The 22,663-nt window shown below is 51.5% G+C and carries 28 protein-coding genes and 1 pseudogene; 4 read left to right on the forward strand and 25 right to left on the reverse strand.

Going from position 1 to position 22,663, the window contains the following annotated elements; genetic code table 11:
- The first annotated feature begins 103 nt into the window (after nt 1-103).
- Entirely contained in the window at nt 104-577 is a 474-nt protein-coding gene (locus F457_RS0101620) for a hypothetical protein (RefSeq protein WP_018979385.1), read from the forward strand.
- On the opposite strand, the gene F457_RS0101625 is transcribed toward F457_RS0101620, so the two are convergent.
- The 17 genes from F457_RS0101625 to F457_RS11895 form a co-directional block, all read right to left on the reverse strand.
- Nucleotides 574-1,038, reverse strand: a complete 465-nt coding sequence (locus F457_RS0101625; protein ID WP_026294079.1) for a hypothetical protein — start codon at nt 1,036-1,038, stop codon at nt 574-576. The two genes, F457_RS0101620 and F457_RS0101625, sit on opposite strands and share 4 nt — an antisense overlap.
- Entirely contained in the window at nt 1,035-2,819 is a 1,785-nt protein-coding gene (locus F457_RS0101630) for a hypothetical protein (RefSeq protein WP_040920537.1), read from the reverse strand. Before F457_RS0101630 ends, F457_RS0101625 begins: the two co-directional genes overlap by 4 nt.
- Nucleotide 2,820: 1 nt before the next feature.
- Complete coding sequence (locus tag F457_RS0101635) at nt 2,821-4,596, reverse strand: glycosyl hydrolase family 28-related protein (RefSeq protein ID WP_018979386.1); 1,776 nt, start codon at nt 4,594-4,596, stop codon at nt 2,821-2,823.
- A 163-nt stretch (nt 4,597-4,759) separates the two neighbouring features.
- On the reverse strand, nt 4,760-5,548 hold the full coding sequence (locus F457_RS0101640) for a hypothetical protein (RefSeq protein ID WP_018979387.1): 789 nt from the start codon (nt 5,546-5,548) through the stop codon (nt 4,760-4,762).
- A 3-nt stretch (nt 5,549-5,551) separates the two neighbouring features.
- Entirely contained in the window at nt 5,552-5,938 is a 387-nt protein-coding gene (locus F457_RS13200) for a hypothetical protein (protein ID WP_018979388.1), read from the reverse strand.
- A 9-nt stretch (nt 5,939-5,947) separates the two neighbouring features.
- Nucleotides 5,948-6,388: a Bbp16 family capsid cement protein gene (locus tag F457_RS0101650; RefSeq protein WP_018979389.1), complete on the reverse strand. Its 441-nt coding sequence runs from the start codon at nt 6,386-6,388 to the stop codon at nt 5,948-5,950.
- A 29-nt stretch (nt 6,389-6,417) separates the two neighbouring features.
- A complete protein-coding gene (locus F457_RS0101655; protein ID WP_018979390.1) occupies nt 6,418-7,470 on the reverse strand; it encodes a major capsid protein in 1,053 nt (350 codons plus the stop codon).
- Between the two features lie 11 nt (nt 7,471-7,481).
- Entirely contained in the window at nt 7,482-7,688 is a 207-nt protein-coding gene (locus F457_RS0101660; protein WP_018979391.1) for a hypothetical protein, read from the reverse strand.
- Nucleotides 7,642-8,160, reverse strand: a complete 519-nt coding sequence (locus F457_RS0101665; protein WP_026294081.1) for a hypothetical protein — start codon at nt 8,158-8,160, stop codon at nt 7,642-7,644. Before F457_RS0101665 ends, F457_RS0101660 begins: the two co-directional genes overlap by 47 nt.
- Nucleotides 8,161-8,230: 70 nt before the next feature.
- Nucleotides 8,231-8,494, reverse strand: a complete 264-nt coding sequence (locus F457_RS0101670) for a Bbp19 family protein (protein WP_018979392.1) — start codon at nt 8,492-8,494, stop codon at nt 8,231-8,233.
- A 2-nt stretch (nt 8,495-8,496) separates the two neighbouring features.
- Nucleotides 8,497-10,242, reverse strand: coding sequence for a portal protein (locus tag F457_RS11890; protein WP_018979393.1), 1,746 nt, complete (start codon nt 10,240-10,242; stop codon nt 8,497-8,499).
- Nucleotides 10,243-10,245: 3 nt separating this feature from the next.
- Nucleotides 10,246-10,449 carry a hypothetical protein gene (locus F457_RS0101680; protein WP_018979394.1) on the reverse strand — a complete coding sequence of 68 codons (204 nt, stop codon included), beginning with the start codon at nt 10,447-10,449 and terminating at the stop codon, nt 10,246-10,248.
- Between the two features lie 48 nt (nt 10,450-10,497).
- Nucleotides 10,498-10,821, reverse strand: coding sequence for a type II toxin-antitoxin system PemK/MazF family toxin (locus F457_RS0101685; RefSeq protein ID WP_018979395.1), 324 nt, complete (start codon nt 10,819-10,821; stop codon nt 10,498-10,500).
- Nucleotides 10,818-11,045, reverse strand: coding sequence for an antitoxin MazE family protein (locus tag F457_RS0101690; protein ID WP_018979396.1), 228 nt, complete (start codon nt 11,043-11,045; stop codon nt 10,818-10,820). The genes F457_RS0101685 and F457_RS0101690 overlap by 4 nt, the downstream gene beginning before the upstream one ends.
- 62 nt (nt 11,046-11,107) lie before the next feature.
- The gene (locus F457_RS0101695; RefSeq protein ID WP_018979397.1) at nt 11,108-13,942 is read right to left on the reverse strand and encodes a transglycosylase SLT domain-containing protein; all 2,835 of its coding nucleotides are present in this window, start codon (nt 13,940-13,942) and stop codon (nt 11,108-11,110) included.
- Between the two features lie 11 nt (nt 13,943-13,953).
- A complete protein-coding gene (locus F457_RS0101700) occupies nt 13,954-14,559 on the reverse strand; it encodes a hypothetical protein (RefSeq protein WP_018979398.1) in 606 nt (201 codons plus the stop codon).
- Nucleotides 14,559-15,017: a hypothetical protein gene (locus tag F457_RS11895; protein WP_018979399.1), complete on the reverse strand. Its 459-nt coding sequence runs from the start codon at nt 15,015-15,017 to the stop codon at nt 14,559-14,561. Before F457_RS11895 ends, F457_RS0101700 begins: the two co-directional genes overlap by 1 nt.
- A 100-nt stretch (nt 15,018-15,117) precedes the next feature.
- Here F457_RS11895 and F457_RS0101710 point away from each other — a divergent pair, with 100 nt between their 5' ends.
- Nucleotides 15,118-15,570, forward strand: coding sequence for a hypothetical protein (locus tag F457_RS0101710; protein WP_018979400.1), 453 nt, complete (start codon nt 15,118-15,120; stop codon nt 15,568-15,570).
- Between the two features lie 34 nt (nt 15,571-15,604).
- Here F457_RS0101710 and F457_RS0101715 read toward each other — a convergent pair whose 3' ends face one another.
- Both F457_RS0101715 and F457_RS0101720 read right to left on the reverse strand, forming a co-directional pair.
- Nucleotides 15,605-17,113: a hypothetical protein gene (locus tag F457_RS0101715; RefSeq protein WP_018979401.1), complete on the reverse strand. Its 1,509-nt coding sequence runs from the start codon at nt 17,111-17,113 to the stop codon at nt 15,605-15,607.
- Nucleotides 17,110-17,304 carry a CopG family transcriptional regulator gene (locus F457_RS0101720; RefSeq protein ID WP_156809303.1) on the reverse strand — a complete coding sequence of 65 codons (195 nt, stop codon included), beginning with the start codon at nt 17,302-17,304 and terminating at the stop codon, nt 17,110-17,112. The genes F457_RS0101715 and F457_RS0101720 overlap by 4 nt, the downstream gene beginning before the upstream one ends.
- A gap of 93 nt (nt 17,305-17,397) precedes the next feature.
- Here F457_RS0101720 and F457_RS0101725 point away from each other — a divergent pair, with 93 nt between their 5' ends.
- Entirely contained in the window at nt 17,398-18,279 is an 882-nt protein-coding gene (locus F457_RS0101725; protein ID WP_018979403.1) for a DUF3560 domain-containing protein, read from the forward strand.
- Nucleotides 18,280-18,328: 49 nt separating this feature from the next.
- On the opposite strand, the gene F457_RS11900 is transcribed toward F457_RS0101725, so the two are convergent.
- Both F457_RS11900 and F457_RS0101735 read right to left on the reverse strand, forming a co-directional pair.
- On the reverse strand, nt 18,329-18,778 hold the full coding sequence (locus F457_RS11900) for a hypothetical protein (protein WP_018979404.1): 450 nt from the start codon (nt 18,776-18,778) through the stop codon (nt 18,329-18,331).
- On the reverse strand, nt 18,775-19,107 hold the full coding sequence (locus F457_RS0101735; protein ID WP_018979405.1) for a winged helix-turn-helix domain-containing protein: 333 nt from the start codon (nt 19,105-19,107) through the stop codon (nt 18,775-18,777). The genes F457_RS11900 and F457_RS0101735 overlap by 4 nt, the downstream gene beginning before the upstream one ends.
- Nucleotides 19,108-19,236: 129 nt before the next feature.
- Between F457_RS0101735 and F457_RS0101740 the strand changes: the two genes are divergently transcribed.
- Entirely contained in the window at nt 19,237-19,662 is a 426-nt protein-coding gene (locus tag F457_RS0101740; protein WP_018979406.1) for a hypothetical protein, read from the forward strand.
- Between the two features lie 451 nt (nt 19,663-20,113).
- On the opposite strand, the gene F457_RS11905 is transcribed toward F457_RS0101740, so the two are convergent.
- The 4 genes and pseudogenes from F457_RS11905 to F457_RS13915 all read right to left on the reverse strand — a co-directional run.
- A complete protein-coding gene (locus F457_RS11905; protein WP_018979407.1) occupies nt 20,114-21,373 on the reverse strand; it encodes a virulence-associated E family protein in 1,260 nt (419 codons plus the stop codon).
- Nucleotides 21,370-22,257: a bifunctional DNA primase/polymerase gene (locus tag F457_RS0101750; RefSeq protein ID WP_342661926.1), complete on the reverse strand. Its 888-nt coding sequence runs from the start codon at nt 22,255-22,257 to the stop codon at nt 21,370-21,372. Before F457_RS0101750 ends, F457_RS11905 begins: the two co-directional genes overlap by 4 nt.
- 9 nt (nt 22,258-22,266) lie before the next feature.
- Nucleotides 22,267-22,440: pseudogene (locus tag F457_RS14315) on the reverse strand (transposase); the annotation flags it as partial.
- Nucleotides 22,389-22,663 (reverse strand): transposase (locus F457_RS13915; protein ID WP_018979409.1); only part of this gene is annotated, 275 nt, incomplete at its 5' end. The gene F457_RS13915 and the pseudogene F457_RS14315, both read right to left, overlap by 52 nt.

Below are 22,663 nucleotides of genomic sequence, written 5' to 3' on the forward strand. Positions count from 1 at the left end.
GTTAAATATATGAACAATGGATTAAACAATAATAATTTTTGATGTATTGCCTTTTTTCTAAAATAATATTTCTTTATCTAATAAACATTAAAGGAGAAATGAAATGAACTATCGTAGATATTTTTTGTTTGGAATAATGCTTATTTTTCCATTGTTATTTTCAACTTGGTCGGCTCATGCCTCAGGAGGGGCTTGGGGAATGCTGAATAGTGGTGATGTGTATGATACTACGGGTATGAAGTTAGGTTCTATTGATCCGATTACTAATGAGGTATCTGACCAATCAGGGAATAGAATAGGAACACTAGATATTAATACGAATAGACTAGAGGGTGTCGTTGGTAACGCAATCTTATCAATTGATACTAATTTGAATTATATCTACGACGGGTCAGGAAATAGGGTTGGTTCTATCGACACAAACATAAACGAAATATATGGAACATCAATCAACCCTCTAGGATCACTTGATAGCACTGGTACAGTCAGTGTTCAGGGAGGCGGTTCTATAGGGTCTGTTCCCCCGGGAAATTATTTAGCAGCTTTTATGCTCTTAACTCATATGTTCCAGAATTAATTCCCCACCTCCACATCCACACTCACCGTTGAGATTGTGACAGGGAGCGGGTTGGTTGTCTGGAACGTGATCTGCCCGCTTTGTGTCCAGTTGGGGGAGGGGATACGCATGGTGAGGCCCGTGATGAGGTCTGACTTTTGCGGGCCTGTCTTGTTGTAGGGATTGGGGGCCGTGCGTCCAGCGGCTACGCCTTGATCGTCGAGGCTATGGAAGGTCTTTCCATCATTAGTGGAGACGCCGAGACCTGCGCTGTTATAGAGGGTAGCATAGACCTTGCTGACGCGTTTGCGGCGGGCGAATTGTGGGGGCTGCCCGAGATCAAGCGGGAGGGTTTTAGCCGTGGCCGTGATGGGCAAGCCCACTGTGATCACACGCCCAGATTGGGGCAAGGTCAGTGACCCATCCGCGCCAACGGTCAGGCCCGTATAAGCGTTCCCATCCACACAAGCAGAGACGCTCACGCCTGCGAGATGGGTGAGGCCAGGAGGGTTGAGACGGGCTCGCCTTCATAGCGCAGGCCACAATCGACAAACCATGAGCGCGTAATGTCATCATTTTCTGCACCAAGCTGGCGGGTTTCCAGCCGTTCGATGGTGTAGCGTTCTGTGCCGTTAAGGCGGCGTTTGACAACAACATAGGTCGTGTCTTCAATGGCTCCATAACCGTTCTCTTCTGGCACAACAGCGACGGATTGGAACGCTCCATCTTGTGTTTTATGCTGGTGCCAAGCGGTGATATTTTGCTCTTTGAGATAGGTCATCCCCAGCAGAGTGCCATCGGAGCGCACGGCCCAGAGCACATTGAAGGGGAATTGGGCAAAAGACCAATCGGCAAGCGTGTAGCCATAAAAAAGATGGTCAGACAGCACGGAAAGATCATTGCCCTGATAAATCTGGGCATACCAATCATATTGCAGATCGCGGATATGGCTGCCTTTATTTTCGATAAACAGCACGTCGGTATTAATGGGAAGGGGCTGCACATCGGAACAACCTACAAACATTTGCGGAATAGCGGTGAAGTTGGACGGTGTGATGGCCGTTCCAGTTTGGCCGCCGCTGATCTTCCAAATCCCTGTGCCGGTAAAGGCAAGTAAGTCCGCCATTGGCACAAGATGCTTGATCGTGTTGACCTGCTGGCTGGTAATGGTGGCGGTGATGGCATCGTCAGAGACCACAGGGGTGTGGATGTCGAAGTTGGTGTAGTTGGCAGACCGGCTCATCCAAACCGTTTGCGGGTAGGAGACAGCCCCTGCGAAGACGCGGCGTTGCTGGAAATAGGTGACAGAGACTGGGTTGTTGCCATTGTCGAACGGATTACGGTGTGCAGGCGGCCCATTCTCAGTATCAGGGGCGTAATTGACATCATCAAAGCTGAGAGAGGCCGTATTGCCGATTAGTCCCCATTGGCCTGCAAAACGGCGATAGACATTGTAATAATCAGCGCCCTCAACGCTTGGCCATGTGAGCGTATTATAGTTCTCGACGAAATGCCCAACCTCCACAGCTGTCTCTTGCTGAACGGTTGAGGTCTTTCCCGTATTGGGGTCAGTGACCGTCTGGGCTGTGGTGGTCATTTCGGTTTGAGAGGGCGCTAAGGTCGCATTGCTTTCGGTGTTCTTGTCATTAGAGACCGACGTCACCGCATATTCGTATGTTGCTTTAGAAACCCCCGGTGTGGTGCCGGTATTGGCCGCGGTTCCTTCGACGGCTGAGGCAATAAGTGAGGAGGGGGCGGCAATGCCAGCATCATACGCAATAACGTCTAATGTCCAGTCCAGTTCTCCACGGCGTGAGAGGTTCATGGCCGGATAGCGGGCATGGGTGAGGGTGAGCACATCGGCGGATTGGGCGTGGCGAAGCCAGAAGGCGTCCTCAATCCGGTAAGGCGTTGTCAGCTCATAAAGTGTGCCATCATCCCGTGCGAGATAAGCGCCATTGCTGATAAAGCGGACATACTGGTCCCCAAATTCCAGCACATAAGATTGCGTGTTGTTGTAAATAAACGCGATGAGCTTTGGGGGAGTGCTGCTGGCTTCTGTGCGAGAGGTGCCAATATAGCGTGTGCCGGGCCGGTTACTGATCCCACCTTGGACATGGACAAAGAAATTGGTGAGATCAGCCGCCCCGGACTGCCATTTTTCCATATCGGCCCGGTAGCCCAGCAGGGGCGACATCATGCCGCCGCCAAAGGAGCTCCGCCATGTCAGTCCAATATGGGGGCCGGTGGGAGACTGAGCCATGTTAGGGGGTTCCATTCCCAATGAGCTGCCCTTTTAAGGTCATGTTGCCATTATCATCAATGGACGCGACATTACCCCCCTTGGCCGTGCCAATATAGATTTTGTTCTGTGCCTCGTAGACATAGCGGTTGCATGAAGGGTCCAAGCAGAGTTTTGTGACAGTTGCTGATGACGTGTTGACCCCATCAGGCATCGTGACAACGCCATTATGACGAGAAATGGACAGCGGCTCATCAAGGGATGTTCCAGTGTCACTTCTTCTTGAGATATAATAGTCTGACCCTGTGTTCGATCCTGTTTCTGGAGTAGCGTCACTGCCTGTTTCCCAGCGTTCTGCACCGTTCGTGTCATAATGGGTATAACGCCACGTATTTGGTGACCCATTGATTTGAAGGGATCCGTTTATAGAGGCCCATGACGAGGAGGTTATTGAGCCCGCCGAAAAAATATTCCCTTGTTTATCGATATTGAAAAGAGGGGTTCCTGTCGCATCAAGGCCTTCAAAGAAAGAGCCGCTTTCTCCTGCGATGGAACTTGCGGCAACGAAGTCGTTGAGAGATCCGCTCGCTGAAAAGCCGCGCGTCCATCGCGGATACACGGTGTATGTTGTTAATCCGTTGGATGTGTTTGTGGTATAAATGGTCTCCCCATGCCCGTTTATGTGTGGGGCTGGTTTTGTGGTCGCTGTAAAAGGGGTGGCATTGACTTCGTATCCTTCTCCCCATTCTGATGTTTTCCCCCAAGGCGAATAGCCCGATAGAACACTGCTTCTCCCATTAAAGGCAGCAGAAGAGAGCATGAACTGCCCCCGGGTAATCCCGCCATCGACGACCGGGTTGATAACATTGATGTCAAACTCTTCTCCAACGCCCGTATTGGTATTGATATTGAGAGCCCAGTTAACCAGCTCTGAATGGATGGATGATCCAAAACCAGCTCCGGATGAATTTGCTTGGCCATCAGACCCTGTATCTCCTCCAAAATACATACAGGCCACCCAGTTGCGTGGGTAACCGTTTAATGTATTGGAAGGATTGCTGGAGCTATGGTTAGGAAGGCACTCAATATCAAGGCCAACATTGGTTGTTTGTGGCCCCGCCCAAACAGAAGCCGGATCCATAATGAGGCGCTTATTGGTAATGGCCAGGCAGGGCTGTGTGTAAGGAGAGTTGATGCTTCCCGTGCAGGCAGAGGGGTCTCCAGCGGAGGTTCCTTTTACCAGTGAGTTGTTAAAGTTGATCTCTCCAGCTTGGGGATAGACTGATGGATGTGTGTTCCAAGAATAGCGGTAATCAGGGTAGGTACCTCCGGCGAATTTCCCTGTATTGAGGAGATAGCCAAAGGCTGAATGAGGGAACAAGACGCGCTCACCTGCCGAAAGAGCAGCTTGGATAGAGGGGCCGTCATCGGTCGAACCATCGCCTTTCGCGCCGTAATCCTGCACATTAATGGTATCAAGAAAATGCGAGGCAAGGCTTCGGCTTGAGGTCGCGACATTAATGGTTTGTGCTCCATCAAGGAACCCGCCCATAATGGTAGGACTCGTTAGGTTTTGATGGGTGGAAGCGCCATTGATACCCTCTACTTTTGTAGAGAGAGAAGATAATAAGCTTTCCATGGACTGGCTAACACTATGGTTCTTCCATAGAAGAGCGGCCCGCCAATCTGTCAGTGTCGGGGCGTAGTTCTGCGTCCATTTCTGCGGAGGAACTTGGCTATGGGCACAGCCTACCATTGAAAAAATCACGATAGCGGAGAGGACTTTTAGAGGGTTCATGGGTCTATTTCGCTTGTTCCATCTTGTAGGCCATCAGAGATAACGCCGTGATAGGGTCTGCGCCACCCGGCAGGGCTTTGGCCGATTGTGAGCATGCCAATACGTCCATCGGGAGTATCTGCGGGGATGTAGAGGCAGGAGCCATCGGCAATATCGCGTGTTTCTAGTCCCGTTGGAATAACCCCATTGGGGCCGATAGATGGACTGTAGGGGTCAGGAGCGGGTGAGAGTTGCCTGCACTAAAGCCGCTATCGAGAGTGTTCGTGGTTTGGTGAATAGGACGCTGTTTGTCGCCATATCCCAAACGAACAGAGAGCCAGTCGGGCACGGTTTCTGTGCTGACGACCTCTACGCGTTGATCGGCGAGGCACGCACGGGCGACTTCACGCTCGGCTTCTTGGGCGACAGCAGCGCTTGTGCTGCCATCAATGCCAAGTGTTGTCGCAATGGCGGCGGCTAAAGAGAGCCAAAAGGCACGTTTAAAAGCGGGCGGCCAGTGGTCGATGTCAACGGTTTTTGTGATGTAGGTGACACTCACCTGCTGATAATCGGTAAATAGGACAGGAACCAGTGTAGGGCCGCCTGCTTTGCCCATTCCTTCGCCAAAACTCTCAGGGCGGTCAAAGAGGGCTTTACGTCGATCATTGGGCTTTTCAGCAAGAAGGTTATCAACCCGCAAGACACGAACAGCATCAGAGGGGAGAGCGATCTCGTAGCGCCAGCGTGGGTTGCTGCTGGGTGCGGGGAGTCCCGTTCCCACACAGCGGGGCCATTGCCATGTATAAACCGGGCCACCCATACTGGCAGGATGGGCGAGCAATGCGTGCAAGACATCGTCGTAAAAGGCTGCGCACACACTGGCCTCTACAGACCCATCATCAAAGGATGTCAGGGCACTCTGTGTACCAAGGCGCATGAGCGCACGATTGCAGAGGTCAATGTGTGTCGTCATGCCTTAGCTCTTTTTCGCTGATTTAGACGGCGTGCGTGCAGATTCCTGCGGTTCTTCTTTTGAAGACGCCTCCGTTTGTTTAGGGGCTTCTTTGGGCAGGAGCTCGGCTTGGTCAGGCTCGTGCTGTTCGTCTAATGTGCCCTGATCCTTAACCGCTTCTGTGCTGTTCAAAGAAGAGGGCGCACCATCGGAGCGGGTGAGGTCTTCCTGAAAGGCGCGTCCATTGACGTTCCTTTCTCCAGCCTGTCCAGCGGCTTCCTTGGCATGGTGAGCCTCATCATCAAGAGGCTCAAGATTGAAGCCGGGGATTCCCTCATACTCAATGACGGTTCCAACATCGACGGTGCGACCATTGATAAAGCTTGCGGTTGTGACGCGATAACGGGCCATGATCGTTCCTTACGCCACGTAGTTTTTCGGATAAGCTTGCTGACTAGGCACATCGAGATTAATCCCAGCCATAACAATCCCGGAACTAAGCGTCTGACTAGGGGTATAGGTCAGGCGCATATAGCGGTAGATCATGTTGGAAAAAGCCGGTTTAGCGCGGACGGCAAAAGGCTGAGAATTCGTGAGCGTTGTGATATCAATGGACGGGAAGTCTTCCAGCGTTGTCCAGTTTTGGTTGTCTATTGAGATCTGAACAGCGATAGAAAGCGTGGTTCCTGCTGCCCCAATGGGGAGTGAGGAGAATTCCACAAAGACTTTAAAGCCTTCTGTTGGGCCAAAATCTCGCGCTTGAGAGAAATCAACCGTATTGACGGATGGCGTTGGAGAGCCAGCTTGGGCTTGGGTGAGGTCTTGCTTATTCGAAAAGAGAAGCAGTTTATCGACGATCATAGGGCGTTCCTTGTCAAGGCGAGACGGAGTTACTGAACGGTGGCTTCAGTATTCATGATGGCATCAACGACCCGGATCGGAATGCCACGGAAACGCAAGATGGGCTTCCCGTCGAACTCATCTTGGGTGAGGAGAACATTGGTCTTGTTCATCGCCTGAATAGAGAGCGCTGATGCAATAGTGCGATTGACGTAGAAGACAGGACGACCAAAGGAGAGCGGCGTTCCGCCGGTGGCGCGTGTCGCACTTTGCACATTGGACGCTGTGGAGGGCATGGTTGGGGGCTTAAAGCACGCCGCTGACATCAGAGCGAGGAGGTTAGGGGCGTTGTCTCCTGTCAGTGCATTGACATCAATATTGGCAATGCGGACAAAATAGCGCCAATCACGGATCGTCAGGCCACAATCCCACTTATAATGCATCTGGTAGGCTTGGTAGGGGTTGCCTTGGTCATCCAAGATCGGGGCGTCTGTTGTGACATCCTTTTGTTGGAGACCCGCAACAGAGCCTTTGGGGAAAATACCAAAGCCGGATGTTGGCCCCCAGCAGCACAGCCAGATAGAGGTATTGGTGCTGCCGCGCCCTTTTCCATCCATCACATTTGCCGCAGACGCTGCTTTAGCCGTGTCTAATGTATTATAGCGCGGGGAAAGCCCCGTAAAAGCACCGACATCGCTCTGATCATTACCATAAATGAAGGTGCGGGCCATTTGCTGGTTCATACCTTCAAGGAAGGCCATATCCTCAGAGAGACGAAAGGCCCCGACATCCCCTTCAAGATTGGCGAGGTCTTTATCCGTAGTGGAATAGGTTTCTAACATTCCACAGGTATCTGTGACCTGTGCCGTGGTGGATTTTCCCCGTGGCACGCCATAATTGAGCAAGCGCCATGTTGCGGCGGGGAGGCCCGTGCGGACGGTCGTTTTGTTCCCAGTTGCGAGGTTCCCTTCTTTCCAGACAACATCATCCAAAATTTCGTTGGTTTGGGAGAGCAGGTTGACCGTGTCAGCAACACCGCCATCAGGATCACGACGGGTTGCCCAATCGGCAAGGGTGAGGAAGGTACTGTTATTAAGAGCCATGAGAGGGAACCTTAGCTGTTAGAGCCATAACGGCGGCGGGCGATATCCTCAAAGCTGTTGCCTTTGAGTTCGCTTGCGGGTTTGCCTTTGTCGGGTGTTTGGGCCGCTCCTAATGCCTTTCCAATGGCGTTAAAGGCGCGGATGATCTGTGGATGGTTGCCAGCCCCGGTTTCAGCGAGGGCAAGGCGGAGGTCTTTGCCGCCAAACTGATCGAACACATGACCAACATTGGTCATCACCTCGGGTTTGAGAGCCTGCCCATCTGAGATGGTCTTTGTCGCTCAGAGCATCCTTGCGCCAGCCTTGTTCACGGGCGCTGTGAGCTTCAGACAACTTGCCAAGCTCTTTCTGGAAATAATCAAGACCATGTTGGGTAATGGCGCTAAATTGTTCTTGGGAGAGGCCGTTATCACGCGCCAGTTTCTCATAAGAGCTGAGAGCATCTGAATCGACCTCCATCCCTTCGGGAGCCGTGAATTCATAGCTTTCAGGAGGGCCTTCTTTTTCAGGCGCTTCTTCTTTGCTTTTATCGTTTTGGGCATCAGCTTCTTCTAGAGGCCGTTCTTTAGCCTCCTCGCCCAGGGGCGTAGACGGGGTATCAACGAGAGTATTGGGGCTCTCATTTGTTTGTTCCGGTGTCGCCTCTTCCGTTGGGGCTGTCGCATTATTCTGTGTTGGGACATCACTCATGCCTGAAAGCTCTCCTATCCATCAGATAAGGGAGAGCATGACGGGCATTTATAAGTTCTATGGGGTGATCTTATATTTTTTTCAGAGCGTCATTAAGCCATGAGGTCAGGCTAATCCCAATACTGCGCTGCCCTTCACGGTAGGCGGTCGCCAAGGCATCATTGGGCACAAAAGAGGCGGCATCTCGTCCTGTTAAAGTGATCAGGCGCTGTAAGACGCGGTTTCCCTCTGGCATCGCGGCGATAATCTGTAGATCGTGCTGCTCTTGTGTTGCACGCGCTTTTCGGCGTTTGCGATGGTCGTTGATCTGTTGAGCATCATGAGGGTCTTGCATGATTACTGTCCTTGTTGCGCGTTCAGGCCGCTCATAATGGCTTGCAGGGCGTTAGAACCACCGCCCACATCGGCTTGAGAGAGGTTCTTGGCCCCGGCGGCCATCTGCTGTGCTTGTTCGGCCATTTGTTGCTGTTGTTGCTGATAGGCGCGTTGTTGGCGTAACTGAGCGACCGATTGTGGGTTTTTGAGCATGGATGGATCAACACCAAGGAGATCACCATACCGATCAAGAGCGGCATCAAGGTCGAGATTGTCCATAATAGACGGATCAGCACCCGCGACACTACCAGCGAAGCGCACAAGCTGCTCAATGCCCGTGGTTTCTGTGGCACGTTGTGCCTGAGCCAAGATAGAGCTGTACGCAATCTTGAGGGCATGACCATGTAGACCGGGAGGGCGCGGTTGGAGCAACCCGCCACGTTCCATAATCTCCAGCGTCGTTGTGATGATCGGATCAAGGGCTTCATTATGGAACCGTTCTAAAACGGGGCCAAGTGTGAGCATCTTCTCTTGTTGGCGGACATTGATCTCCGCTGCGGTTACAGGTTGGGTGCTTCCCATCTCTTGAGAAACCATCAAGATGAGATCGTTGCGGAGTGTTTTACGCACCTGATCTTGAAACTCCGCAATACGTTCTTGCAGAGGGGAGATATTGGGATTGACCTGATAGACGGGCCGAATACCCGCGCCATTGCCCGCCGCTGCCAGCCCCGGAATGAAGTTCAACCCGCCCGGAAGCAAGTTCACCATACTTTCTTGAAGGGACGCATCCGCCATTGTTGGAGGGCGTGCGTATTTATCAACGGCTTCTGCAAGGCGGAGTTGAGCGACCTGAAGGGACTTAATATCGGGCAGCGCATCTTCACCGGGGCCATGACCATAGGCATCATTACTCACGGTAGCCCATCGCGGCGCAATAAAGGGCTTACGTGGATAGGATTCAACTAAGAGCGCTGGTTCGGTATCGTTCCCATATTCGTAGTAAATGCCAATATAAGGGGCACTTTTCCAGCCAAACGCCCCAGCTATACGGGAGCTATTGGGCATAATCGCATGGACGATCGGAAGCTCTTGGGTAAGTTGGCGGCTCTCCCAAAGGGAACGCACGGTCGGAGAGACATTCTCAAGGCCGAAACGCTGCACGATTTGCGCGACATTCTGCACATATTCCCGAAAGAGCGTATCGACTTCACCGCGTGCATTTTGGGCAAGATAATATTCCCCAGCCGTCAGCGGATAGAAGCGGACAACATCCTCATAATCTTGCAAGATGATACAGGCCGCCGTGCCAAAGCCTGCCAGCTCTTCGTAGGTTTGGCTCATAGACGCGTAGAAATTGCCAGTTGCAAAGACGCGTTGGAGGCGGCTTTTCGTGTCTGACAGCCAGAGCTTGACTTGTGGATCATCGTTGAGCTGGTCATTATTGGTTTCCAGTCGGAACCAGTCGCGTGCTGGTGAAGTGATCCCTGCCATCAGGAAAGCTGACAGATTCCCCAAGGCAATAGAACCGGTTTTATCGACAATCTGCGGGCCTTTCACACGGCCCCGGCTGCCTTGATTGGGCACATGAAAATAACGCCCGCGCGTGGGCAAGATATAATGGCTAATCTCACGCCATGTATCACGCCATGACAGCCGGTCAGACCGCATCATGACAAGCCGGCGGTCTGCTTCATCGCGTAATGACTGCTGGCTGCTCCGATTGTCCATGTCGAACGTGGGAGACGCTTTACGCTGTTTTGCCATAGATCATCCCCCAAGAAGCGTTTTGGGGGCGGTGTTGGCTGTTTGAGAGAGACCTTGCGGCCCTGTCAGAAGGGTAGAGCCAAAGCCACCAGCCAATTTAGCGGCATTAGTGGCTGATTGCGCCTGTGTCTTCCCGGCATTGGTCACAGGAGTAGCCGGGGAAGGCGTAGGAAGCGGATTAGCGAGATGAGGAGTCGATGTGCACATAATGGCCGATGATGCACAACGTTTATAAGTTCTAGTGGGGGATGTGTCTTAAGCAATTCCCATAAAGACGGCTAACAGACGTGAAACTTTCATCATTTGCACGTCAGACAGTCTCCCAAAACTCGGCCCTATCTTGTTTCTGGACACGGTAGAGGGTTTATCAATCATAATATCTGATGGCTTATGAAGGCCATTTTCTTGATTGGGCTGCACGATAAGGCGCAGCAACGGGGCATTACTCAACGTGCTTGTGACGGGAAGAATGACGACACTGGTTGTATCGCAGTAATAATCGGCTTGAACAATGAGGGCGGGGCGTGGCTTTCCAAGGTCTCCTTGCAGAGCAACAGTGACGAGATCACCTCGCTTCATTCCCATCCCTCAATTTCGGCAGTAGCTTGTTCTAAAAAGGCTATGTCATCGGGTTCTTGCGCGTCATGTTTGCTCACAAGACGGGACTGGCGAGCCGCTTCTTGGGAAAAATGCTCATTTCTTGTATCGGGCACCCAGAGCTGAACAGGGCGTAGCCCTGCTTTGCGCATGGCCGCGCGATGTTTCCGCACTCGGGTTTGGCTCTCTGATTGTAAGGACGACATCGTAAAGCTCCTTCGTTACATGTAACGGTAAGGGATATGGATGACTATTGTCTAGATTATTTTTACCAATCCCCGCCCAGATGGCGTGTTTTACCCTCATGAGCCAAACGAGCGTCACGTTGGGCCGTAGCATCGTAAGAGCTGAACCATTTGCCAGAATGGATGTCATCACGTTTTAGGGTGATGGGCTTCCCATCCTTACTTTGAAGCATCTGATAATCCCCCGGTGTCGTGCTGCTTGGAATGAGAAGATTATAGCCGTCTTCGCTGTCGTTCATGACCCATTGGCCGTTGTTGCGGGCGTTGGTCAGGGTTACACTATTGGAATTCGCATTGTAACGTTCTCTTTCTTGGGGCGGCATCTTAGCAATAGCATCGGGTAGAACCTCACGTATATCGCCATTACGAAGCGAAGAAAGCATAGCGGCCCCTGTCTGTTTGGTGGTAGAGAGTTCTCCCTTATAGGTGCGCAACATGCCCGATGTGTCGTATTTCATCCCAAAGAGATCATCAACAGACTGATGAAGGGCTTGCTTGAGCGGGATTCCTTTGGCCATATAGCCGAGCGTTTGAAGTTTGGTGCTTTTCACAAGGTTTTGGTAAGGAATGACACCACCTTGTTGCAACATAAACGTCTGTCGCTTGTCGCTTAACGCATCAAAAATTGGATTAAGGCTATCCGTTTTATCAAGCTGGGCGGCATCAGGCCCCGCCATTGTTTTGAGCTTATCTTCACCGGTCTGAATGGCGCGTTGGAACACTTGCCGGACTGTCTTTTGCTCTGGCGTATCCATATTGGCCATCGTGGCATACTCGGCAGGGAGTTTATGGGCGACCATTTCCGAGACGACTTTAGGCCAGAGGTCATCACCGTAATGCTGGCGAAGCCCGTCTAAGACAGGGCCGACCTCTTGCTTTTGTGGATCTGCCTGCGTGAATTGAGCGACCATTGTGTCCGCTTCATCACTGGTAAGAACATGGGGAGAATACACGCCCATTGTCTGTTGCACGGCATTAGACTTAGCATAATAGGCCTTTCTCGTGTCCTCTGTTGGGTTGTTTTGATAAGCCTGCCACGCTTGTTGCACCTGTGGGTTGTCCTGCACATAAGCGGCGGGGTCTTTTTTGAGGGCGTCTTGGCGCTTGTTTAGGCTTGCTTGGAGGAGTTGGGCCGATTTCTGTCGTATCTTGAAATGGTTAATATCTTCGCCTTGTAGTTGCGTAGACGCGTTTTGGAGGATGGCTACCGCTTGTTGAGGAGAGGCCCATTTGAGCGCATTAAAGCTCAGACCAACCTGACGACGCATGGTGAGGTCATCAATTTTGCTTTGCGCCTCTTCAGGAGGGTAAAGTTGACGAATAGTGTTTTCTGGAATGCCAGATTGTGTATTGCCCGCCATATAAGATGCACTAAGGTCATTGATATGCGTGCCAAGCTGAGAGCGGGCTTCATGCGTACTGGCTTCCCAGAGGCTATTATTGTGCTGCACGCGAGAGAACGCATAGTTCACCGCTTCAGGAGAGGCGCCTATTGCCTGAGCATGGGACTGAATAGCGGCGAACTGTTTGTTGGTATCAGGGGCGTCATAGCTCGGTTCAGGTTGGGACTTGGTGAGAGCCGCCCCGGCATGGCCGACATAATCCCGTGTTTCTTTAAACGGGATATTCTGGGCAAATTGTTGATCGGTGATCGCTCCGCTGCGTGGGTCTCCAATGTCCTTCAGCCATTGATCCACATGGCCGGGGCCTGCATTATAGGCCGCACAAGCAAGCGTCAGATTGCCCCCATATTTTTGGCAAAGCTGGCGATAATAAGCTGACCCTAGGGCGCGATTATAGGCGCTATCATGTTTAAACCGGTCTTCATCCCAGCCTAAACCGGACGATTGCGCAACCGAGCGTGCCGTATCTGGCATAAGCTGCGCTACCCCTGTCGCACCTTTGGGAGAGGTGAGGGGTGCTCCGTTCTTATCGGTTTGTCGTCCGCCACTTTCCAGATGTGTCATTGTGATGAAAACCGTGTCTTGATCGCTCTGGGCGGGGATTGCAAGACCACCGTCGCGGTGATTAATCGCTCCATCGGCGAGCATGGTTCCGACTTGATGGTCGATATGAGGCTTAAGCATGGCCATAGACTGCTCAAAGACCGGCTCTGACATATTCTTACGATTAGACAGAAGCAGGTTTTTCGCTTTGAGGGCATCTCCACCATCGGTGGCTGCTTGGGCTGAGGTCGTAAAATAGTTGTCGTTAAATTTTTGCAGCTCTTGCTGGGCAATCGGACTATCAGAGGGGATACCCCGCAAGGCGAGGTTCTGCGCAATGGCTTGTCGTCCCTGAAGAAGCGTGCCTGCGAAAACAGAGGGGTTATCGTGATTAGCCGCGCCCTGATTGGTAAGATTATCCAGCGTGGCTTTCTGGGTTTGCTGCTGGTAGCTCTGGCGCTGCTGTGCCGTATGGCTTGACATGCTATCAAGGGCACTGTTGAGGAACGGCTCGCTTTCTTGTTGGAAGAGACGTTGTTGATCGGTCGTGAGCCCATCCATTAAGGAGCGGCGCGTCTGGTCAAGTCCCTGTGCGGTTGGCTTCCACGCATCCAGTGTGGCTTTATTTTGCAGCCCGAAAAAGCCCGTATCGTTGGGACTATTGGGGTCTCCATATTGCACATTGCGCACATGAGTGCGGAAGTCATTCATCGCGCTTTGCACAGCGGTTATGTCGTCTTGTCGTTGAAGACGTTCAGCCATGCTCCCCACGGCTTCTGCACCAGCTCCAAAACGATCCAGACCACGGCCTATCATGTCTCCATAATTGGGGACGTTGAGAACATCCGTTCCCCCTGCGCTGACGCGTTCTGGAAGCTTGTAGGATTCATCTGTGTAAGGCACTTGAGGCATGAGAGGTTCCCCTAGTTTGGAAAGCTTGAAGCGCTGGTTCCAGCCCCACTAAAGGCTGTGTTGAATGATCCTCCTGACCCGCTAGAGAAGAGATCATTCCATTTAGATGAGAAAGACGAATTTCCTGCTAAAGAAGAAGCCCCGCTTGCTAGAGCGCCCGTAGCACCCAAGGCGCCACCTGCCCAAGCTGAGGCATTCCCTGCGCGGGCAATACGGGCTTGATTGTTGTAAGAGATTGCTTGATTGCTGGCGCTGGTAGATTGAACCCCGGCCTCATATTGGTCTGTTCCGACGGAAAGTCCGGTATCACGCGCGGTTGATTGCTGCACATCCAAAGCAGAACCAGAGGACGTATCGACACCATTGGCGGCCATAAAGGCCCGTTGTGCCGCGAGATGCTGATCGCCTGCCTGATAGTCGCGTTGCGCGTTGAGATAGCCTTGGTCGATGGAGTTTTTAGAGGCTTGGGAAGCAATTTGTGCCTGCTGTTGGCTTTGCTGCGCTTGCGCTTTGTTAGAAGCGGCTTGTCCTTCAGCGCTGATCAGAGCAGAGGAAGCACTAGCAGCAGCGGCCACACCGGCCCCAATAGCAGCAATCGTTCCTGTGATAACGCACATTAGTCCTCTCCCTGTCGTGAAAAGCGGCAAAAAAGCGCCCCGTTTAGCCCGGTAGGTTGGGGCGGCTCAATCTGAAAACCCAGCCATGAGAGCCAGCGGATCGCTTGGCTGTAGGACGCATCCACATGGTTCATCAAAAGCGGGTAACGCTTTTGCCATTGCCGCACCCAAAAGCGTGTTTCACGAAGGAAGGCTTTTTGGTGATGGATAAGAGAAGGCGTGCCGACAAGCCACGGAATGCCCACATCACACTGAGGAGCGACCCCAAAGAGAGCAATAGGGCCGTTCTCATCATAGAAAAGACCGGCCATCCCGTGGGAAGACTGCTCAATAGAACGACGCAACGCCCCCGTCACATCTCCTTGTCCTGAACGCAGCACCTCCAGACGGTCGGATGTGCGAAGAAGCGGGGTAATGAGAGCAGCATCATCAAGGTGAGCAAGACGGAATGAGAGCATGGGGCATCCTTCTTAGAAGAACGCTTAGGATGACGTATGTTTATAAGTTCTAGATGGGGATGGAAGAAAATATATTATTCGTATATACAAATAAAAACATGTGAAAGTTCCTAAAGTGCAAAACAAGTTGTTTAGAGAGTGTCTAGTTCTCGGTATTGTGTCTTTTTTTCTTTATGGATGTGCTGCTCAGAAAATAAAGAAAGCAGAACGAAATAAAGACAGGGAAGTTGAAAAATGCCATGTGATATACCCTGCGAAGATAGGAGATTATTGCAATTTATCTCGTTGCTTAGATGAAGCATTAGATAAATATAGTGCTATTGATAAAAGATACCGGGCTCAGGTTTATATGATGTCGTCTATTGGCAGCCATATAGATAGAAGCATAGATGATGGGGATATAACGCCCGAAGAAGGAGGGCGTCTATTTTTTGCCGGAATGAGAGAAACTCAAGATAGAATTATGGCAATTCAAAGAGGCGAAGCTCCTAGTATTTTCGACCTTCAGAATGACATAAACCGTAGCCAACAGAAAAACTGTTACCATGATTAATGTATATGGAACAGTTTAGCAGCATTGTTTCTATTCACCCCCAAGGATCATACTCCTGCACCTGCGGACGAGCCGCTCCATAAGGGCCGCCCGAAAAGCGGGAGTTCATCACAGGATACGCAAACGTAAGAGCGAGAGCGTCGGCTATGTCTGGGGAGGCAAGTCCGCGCTTCTTCATGTCTTCTTTCTTCTCTAGAATGATTTCATTGCGTGGGTTGAAGAAATACCACGGCCCCGCAAGGTCTGTCTGAAGGTTTTGGTTATCGGGTATGCCGCCAGTCTTGAGCCATTCACGTAATGATCCCCACATTTCAGCGCGTTTATTGGCGTAGCGCTCGGCATTGGTGGCGTAATTGGCCCGGTCGGACTTTCCCCCAAACGGCACGCCACGCACTCCACGGACGCGCATCTGCTGGCAGCGATCCACCACGCCACCACCAACTCCGCCATCGTCGATAAAGACCGCATCAGCACCATAGCGGGCGGCTTCATCGGCGACACGCGCGGCAAGCTGCATGGTATCGACTTTGCGCAGTAGAATAGGGGGGATCATGCGGGCATCACGCCCTTTACGGAAGAAGATCACACTTTGATCATCGCCATAGCGGGCCACATCAACGCCTATCACCAGCGCATCGGAGACGATAGCTGAAACCTCACGCGTCATAGCGTCAGTGATGGCCTCTGAGCTAATGAACTGCATAGAGCCAGAGCGTGGGAATTGGCCCTTTACACGCACTCGCATAAAGTCGCTATCTTCACCGTAAGCCTCGGCCCATTGCTCAAAAAGAACCTTGTTCGTGCCTTCCACTGTGCGACTGTCGATCTGCTGACCACTCCAGCGGTGGCGTTGACGATTAAAGCACTCAAAGAACCGTCCTGATGGTTGGGTGGGGTTTCCAAAGGCACACCAGACAATCTCCGTGCCTTCATCAGTCAACGCTCCTTCAGCCACTTCCCACACGCGGTCAATGATCCCAGAGGCTTCATCAAAGATAAGCAGAATACGCCGTCCGACATTATGCAGGCCAGCGAAGGCTTCAAGATTTGTTTCCGACCATGTGACGGCATCCGCCCGCCATGTCTTGGCATGACCGGGAACAGTGCTATGGATGCTCATCCCATGCACTTTGAACCAGTGCGAACAGATGAGCAGTCGGAACCATTTGGAGATTTCAGGAAAGGTCTTTGTGCGAAGCTGTGGCTCTGTATTGGCGGTAATGACGGCCTTTGTGTCAGGGCAGGTGCAGAGTGCCCATGCGACCAGCATAGACACCAAGGCAGACTTACCGACACCATGTCCAGAAGCGACCGCTTGTAGGGCAGGCATTAGCACAGCATCAGGCTCATACCCAGCACGGAGCTTGTCACCGATTGAGTGCAGAATGTCACGCTGCCACGCTCTAGGGCCTTGAGACTGTGCAAGGTCTGTTCCTTCTTTCCCCCAAGGGAAGGCGAACAGAACAAACCCAAGCGGATCAAGGCAATAACGGCTTATCTCGTCGGCAAGCTGGTCTTCAAGCGTTTGTGCTTGAGCATTCACGTTTCTTCTTCCTTGCTCGCGTCTAGACCCTTCTGAATGAGGCGACGGATCGCTTCGGCTCGTGTGACGTTATGAGAGGCGGCCCACATATCAAGATCGCCTAACAAGGGCTGTTGGATGCGAGAACGAGCTTCTTCGCTTTCCACTTTTGGACGGCCCATTTTCTTTTTACGCGCATTTAGTGTTGACATGCCAACTTTATACGCGCATAAAGTGCGAGACGCAAGCAGTTAGGGTCTGCAAGCGTCTCTAGCCACCACCACCACATAGTAAGGAGAAAAGAGATGGCTTGGTATAATCGTACCACATTCCCGGGTGAAAAACAGCAAGAAACGCTCTTTGGGCCGCATCAATATTCACTTTTTGCAGCACAGAAGATGAATGCGTATGAAGAGAAGCAGAACGCGCGGAAAGCACGCTATGAACGCCGTTCTGAGGCTGCAAGAGAACAGGCTGTTACGGAAAGCAATGAAGCGTCGTCAATGCTTAACGTAATCACAGATTGTCAACCTATTCATGTTGGTCATCATTCCGAACGCGGGCATCGCAGCCTTATAAAGCGCTCAGGCGTTAAGATGCGTAAGTCTATCGCGTACGATGAAAAGGCAGACTATTACGCAAACAAAGCAGAGGCAGTTGGGAACGGTGGGATTTCTAGCGATGATCCACACGCGATTGAAAAGCTCGAAAAGAAGTTAGAAGCGGCGGAAGCGAAACAAGAACGCATGAAAGCCGCCAACAAAATAATCCGCAAAAATCAAGAGGATAAAGACAGCCTTATGGCGCTCGGATTTTCTGAGAAGGAAAGTGAGGAGCTTATTCATCCGCCGCGTTGGATGCCCTCTGTTGGCTTCCCATCCTATGCTCTCACGAATAATCTGAGCAAAATTAAGCAGACTAAGGCACGTTTGAAAGTGCTAAAGCGGCTTGCACAGGCTGAGACGGTGGAGATCGTCAAAAACGGCTACACGTTACGACATGACACCGAAGAAAACCGCGTCATGTTTATTCTTGACGGTAAACCAAGCAACGAAATCAGAACCATCCTTAAAAAATATGCTTTTAAATGGTCTCCACGCCGTGGCGCATGGGTCAGACAAGCGACGGCGAACGGTATTTTTGCTGCACGTTGCGCACGTAAAGCGCTAGATGCCCTAGAAGGCTGACATATTCTCATGAACAAAAATCTCCAGATCATAAAAAGTCTGGAGATTTTTATTCCTTTCCGCTCTGCGAGCGAACACGTTTCCGAGCCTCATCCAGCCGTTTAGCCAGCGAACCCGTCACATTCATATCCACAGTAGAACGGTCTTTGTAGCGCTCTGGCTTATGGGCCTTGAGAAGTGTGGTGAGCAAGCTATCAGAATAGCGGTTCTGCATGACAGGTTCACCGTTCTTATCCAGCACCAGCCCTTTCCCAGTCACGAGATATTCAGGCACACCATCACGCGCCCGCCGCCACGCTTCTGCTTCAAGGGATTCAACAGCGGTCGTGATCGCCTCATCCCACGCCTGAGCAAAGTCTGGGTCTCGTTCCCGACGTGCATACATCCCGGGACGTGACACACCAGCAGCCTTAGAAGCTAAGGAAATATTGCCGCACTTTTCCAGAGTGTCGAGGAACACGCGCGTGGCCCTGTCCATCCTGTCTTCTGTTACGCTCATTTTTCGTGATCCTCAGGTCGTTTATCATCCAAATAATAGCCACATCCGCGCTCACTTTTGATGGTGTGGCGTCCTAAAGCCGAGAGCCCGATAAAACCCCGTAGATTTTTTATGCAATCGCGTACGGCATCTTCAGCGAACTCCGGCTCTTCGCGTGGATACGACCAAACGTCTGAAATCAGAGCATCCATTGTCGTGATCCTAGTGCCGCGTCGCATCAGTGCGGCCATCACATGGTAGTCATTGTGAGCGAGCCGAAGAGCTCCACGAGGAGAGGTCAATATCTGCGTGTCGTTATCAAGCTCTAAGTTCCCGAAGGTCAGCTTCATGTTTGTTCTCCACTAGCCGCTCTTCAGAATAATGAGGTCAGAGTGGTGACGGTAGCCTCTAAATGAAGGGTGTCATTGTAGGGAATACGTGCTTATTGGAAGAAAGCATGGCCATAAAAGGATCTTATCATGAGCGATACAAGAGAAGAGCTTGAAGAAAAGAAAATGAAACTAGAAATTTTAAAGATGGAAAAGGAGATAGGGAAAATAGATTTTGATATTGAGAATTCAAATCTATTAAGAAAAATGGAGTCTATGAAGTTCGTTGTGACAGCGATGACTGCAATCTCTCTGGGGCTGTATTTTATATTTTCAGACAATAAAAGGTTTCATGACCTTGAGTGGAACATGTTTACTATATGGATAGTTTCTTTCATAGAAATTATGTTTTTCGCTATAATGTTTGCTAATACTGATGATGAGAGAAAGAGAAATTCAAGAGAAATCCGACAAGCACTTTATACATCAGAAACTGCACTAGAGCTTGCGTTCTTAACGGTAGCAGCCGATGTTGTGATTTGGCTTATTCATCTTTCCCCTTCCTACATTTCATAACTGTCTTAATGTTAGGATGAGTGGCATAGGTGGCATGATAAGAGGCAATGCGTGGCACTATAGGTGGCAGATAATACGCAGGGGGTATTTAGGCCTTTTTGAACCATAATTTCTGCTTCCCCTGTTTCGTTCTTATCGTCTTATTCTCCCATCCCAATCCTCGCAGAATAGCCCCGGCTCTGCGATCCGTCTACGTCCCTTCTACGACCCCTCTACGTCCTATCACTAAAGAATAAATAGCTATTTTTAGCCGTTTCTACGTCCTCTACGTCCATTTTCTCATACATATCTATAATATTTCATATAAACGTATCGTTATATAGAAATTTCATACCTGTTTTAGTGATTAAAGACGTAGAGGACGTAGAATAGGCAGGAAACAGCCATTTAAGGACGTAGAACAGGACGTAGAAGGGACATAGAGAGGACGTAGAAGATGAGAGAGAATATATCAACTCTCCTTAACCCATAGTCTTACACTGCGTCCCTTTTGTTTTTTGACCTTCACACTCCAGCCAAGCTTTCTTAAGATGGCTCCAGCTCTATTTTGATCAGCACGTTTGATCTGAGTATTAGCCATGCCTAGACCGCTGACCATGACTTCGTGGATATGCAGCCCATCTTGAATCAGAGTTCCGCGTTTTTGGATCCATTCTTCAATCGGCTTCTCCCAAGCATCGACTAGCATATTATCCGCCTGCTTCTCTTCAGCAGCCCGCCTTACATCGTCTTCCTCAAGGTAAAGAGCCGTTTCCCCTGCACGGAAGAGGGCGACAGCCTCTGCCCAGAGCTGCTCTCGGTTGTCACGTAGCCACGAAACATCAGTAGCAACACAGTCGATAGGCCAGAAGCGCCGGTTTCCTGTGCTATCGGTTAGATAGCCCTCTGAATTGGTCGTGCCTGCAAAGACGCATTGACGCTCTCGCACGACCTCAAGCCTGCCGTAAGCGGGGCGGTATTTGTCGCATTGTCGTGATAGAAACGCTTTCGTATCCTCAATGGAGGATTTCATCATGCTTTGCAGCTCGCCCAGCTCCACGCCCCACGCGCCGACTAAGCCAGAGGCGGCATCTTTGCTTCCAAGGTCTTTATGCAGGTCTTCTTTAAACCACGCATCAGAGAAGAGCACACGAAGAGCGGTTGATTTCCCGATCCCTTGCGGGCCTTTAAAGACGGGCACATAGTCAAACTTGCATCCCGGCTGGAAGATACGCGCGACGGCTGCCACCATAAACTTTAGCCCAACCGCCTCATGATAGCGGTCATTAGGGCAGCCGAACACGGTATACAGCCAGTGTTTGAGGCGACAATCTCGATCCCATCTCAGGCCAGAGAGCCACTCACGAACGGGATGGATACTCTGGCTACTGGCCATCGTGTTAACGGCCTGCGAAATAACCGGAAAGGTTAGGTTTGTCGCCATAATTCGTTGGATATGGGATTGAATAGCCGTGTAATCAGCTTCCGTGGCCATACGTGGATAAGGCCCCGGCAATGTCGGGCCATCGCGGAAGAGGGGCGGTGGCGAACGCGTCGTTAAGGTGGTGCAGGTAAATTCATTGAGCTGCATCAACCCCTGTAATTCTGGGAGATGTTCCAGATACACCATCGCATTATGCACATTAGCGTGAGGCGTTCCCTTGTCCGTTCGTGTGAGAGCAGACGCCCATTTCATCCCCTCTTTATCGGGAAATTGGATTACATTATTCATGCTGTCCGCTCCTGATGAGGGTGGCGCATCCCACCACGCAGGCCAGAGCGGATCGTATCGCGGGCTTCACGGTAGGGAATCCCACGAGACTTTGATGCAACGAGTAAGCAATCAATGGCGTCATGTTCACTGAGGACCCCGGCACCGCACCAACGGCCTACCCGGTAAGCCTGCTTATTGAGCGTATCATTACTTCCCCCGGAAGGGGCCGTTTCAACGCTATAAACAGCCCGCATCAGCACCTGAAAAGCCCGTTCATTGGTCACATAAAAGGGGTTCTTGCCATAATCTCGCACCGGTTCAGGCGGTGGCCTCAGAAGGTCAGCAAGCCACGAAGGCAAAGGCGGGGGCGCAATCTCCCACGGCGCACACCCCTTCCGCCAGTGATAAGCCCCCTTTGTCATAGGATGGCGTGATGGAGGGATTACAATCGCTTGCCCAATGCGGTGCGGATCAAGGCCGGGGGCAGGGCAGCCAGACGCCCCACGCAACAGCTCCCCTTGATGGCGGAAGAACAGCACAGCCCCACCAGAACCCCCGGTTTTCGTCATAGGACGCGGCGGCAAGGGGCCATGTTTTCTCACGAGCTTTTGCAAAGCGGCAAACCCGTCCGCTTTATGTGTTTGGCCAGCCCGGTCAACATCCAGCGCAAAAAGGCGCGATGGCCCCATCACGACCCGCCAGTTGCACCCCAGATAGTCACGACACCAGCGCTCTATCACATCCAGATCACAGGTAGCAGCGTCATGAGCGCCTTTAAAACAGCCTGCTTTAGAGCGAGGGCTCATCGGATAAACATGCCAGCCAAGCAGTGCCACATTTTCAATCTCAAGAGGAATGCTTTTTTTACGGTTTGATCGTGGTGGGATAACGGGCAGAACCACCTGGAAAAGCAAGGTTTCTCGTATGTTATCACGATCATACCCCTTGTCGGCCAGAAATCGACGAGGAGCTGCGGCAGGTAGTTCTATTAAGGACGCAGCCCCAGCATCATAGTCCGAAACGTCACCACCTGTCAGTTTGAAGCCAAGAGGGCGCCCTTGACCGTCTGCACAGGCATGGACTTTGCTCGTAAATCCGCCGCGGCTGCGACCAAAACCCTCCTTATATGTCCCCCTTTTGCGCCAGCGGCCTGGCTGTGGGCCCGGACAACGGTGTTATCCATCATATGTTGCCAATCATCGGTCAAACCGAGGTCAACCAGTGTGTCGAGCAAAGCATCCCAGACCCCTTGTTCGGCCCATCGGCGAAACCGAACGTAGACGGAATTCCATTTCCCGTAACGTTCAT

The organism is Saccharibacter floricola DSM 15669, assembly GCF_000378165.1.
Lineage (GTDB): Bacteria > Pseudomonadota > Alphaproteobacteria > Acetobacterales > Acetobacteraceae > Saccharibacter > Saccharibacter floricola.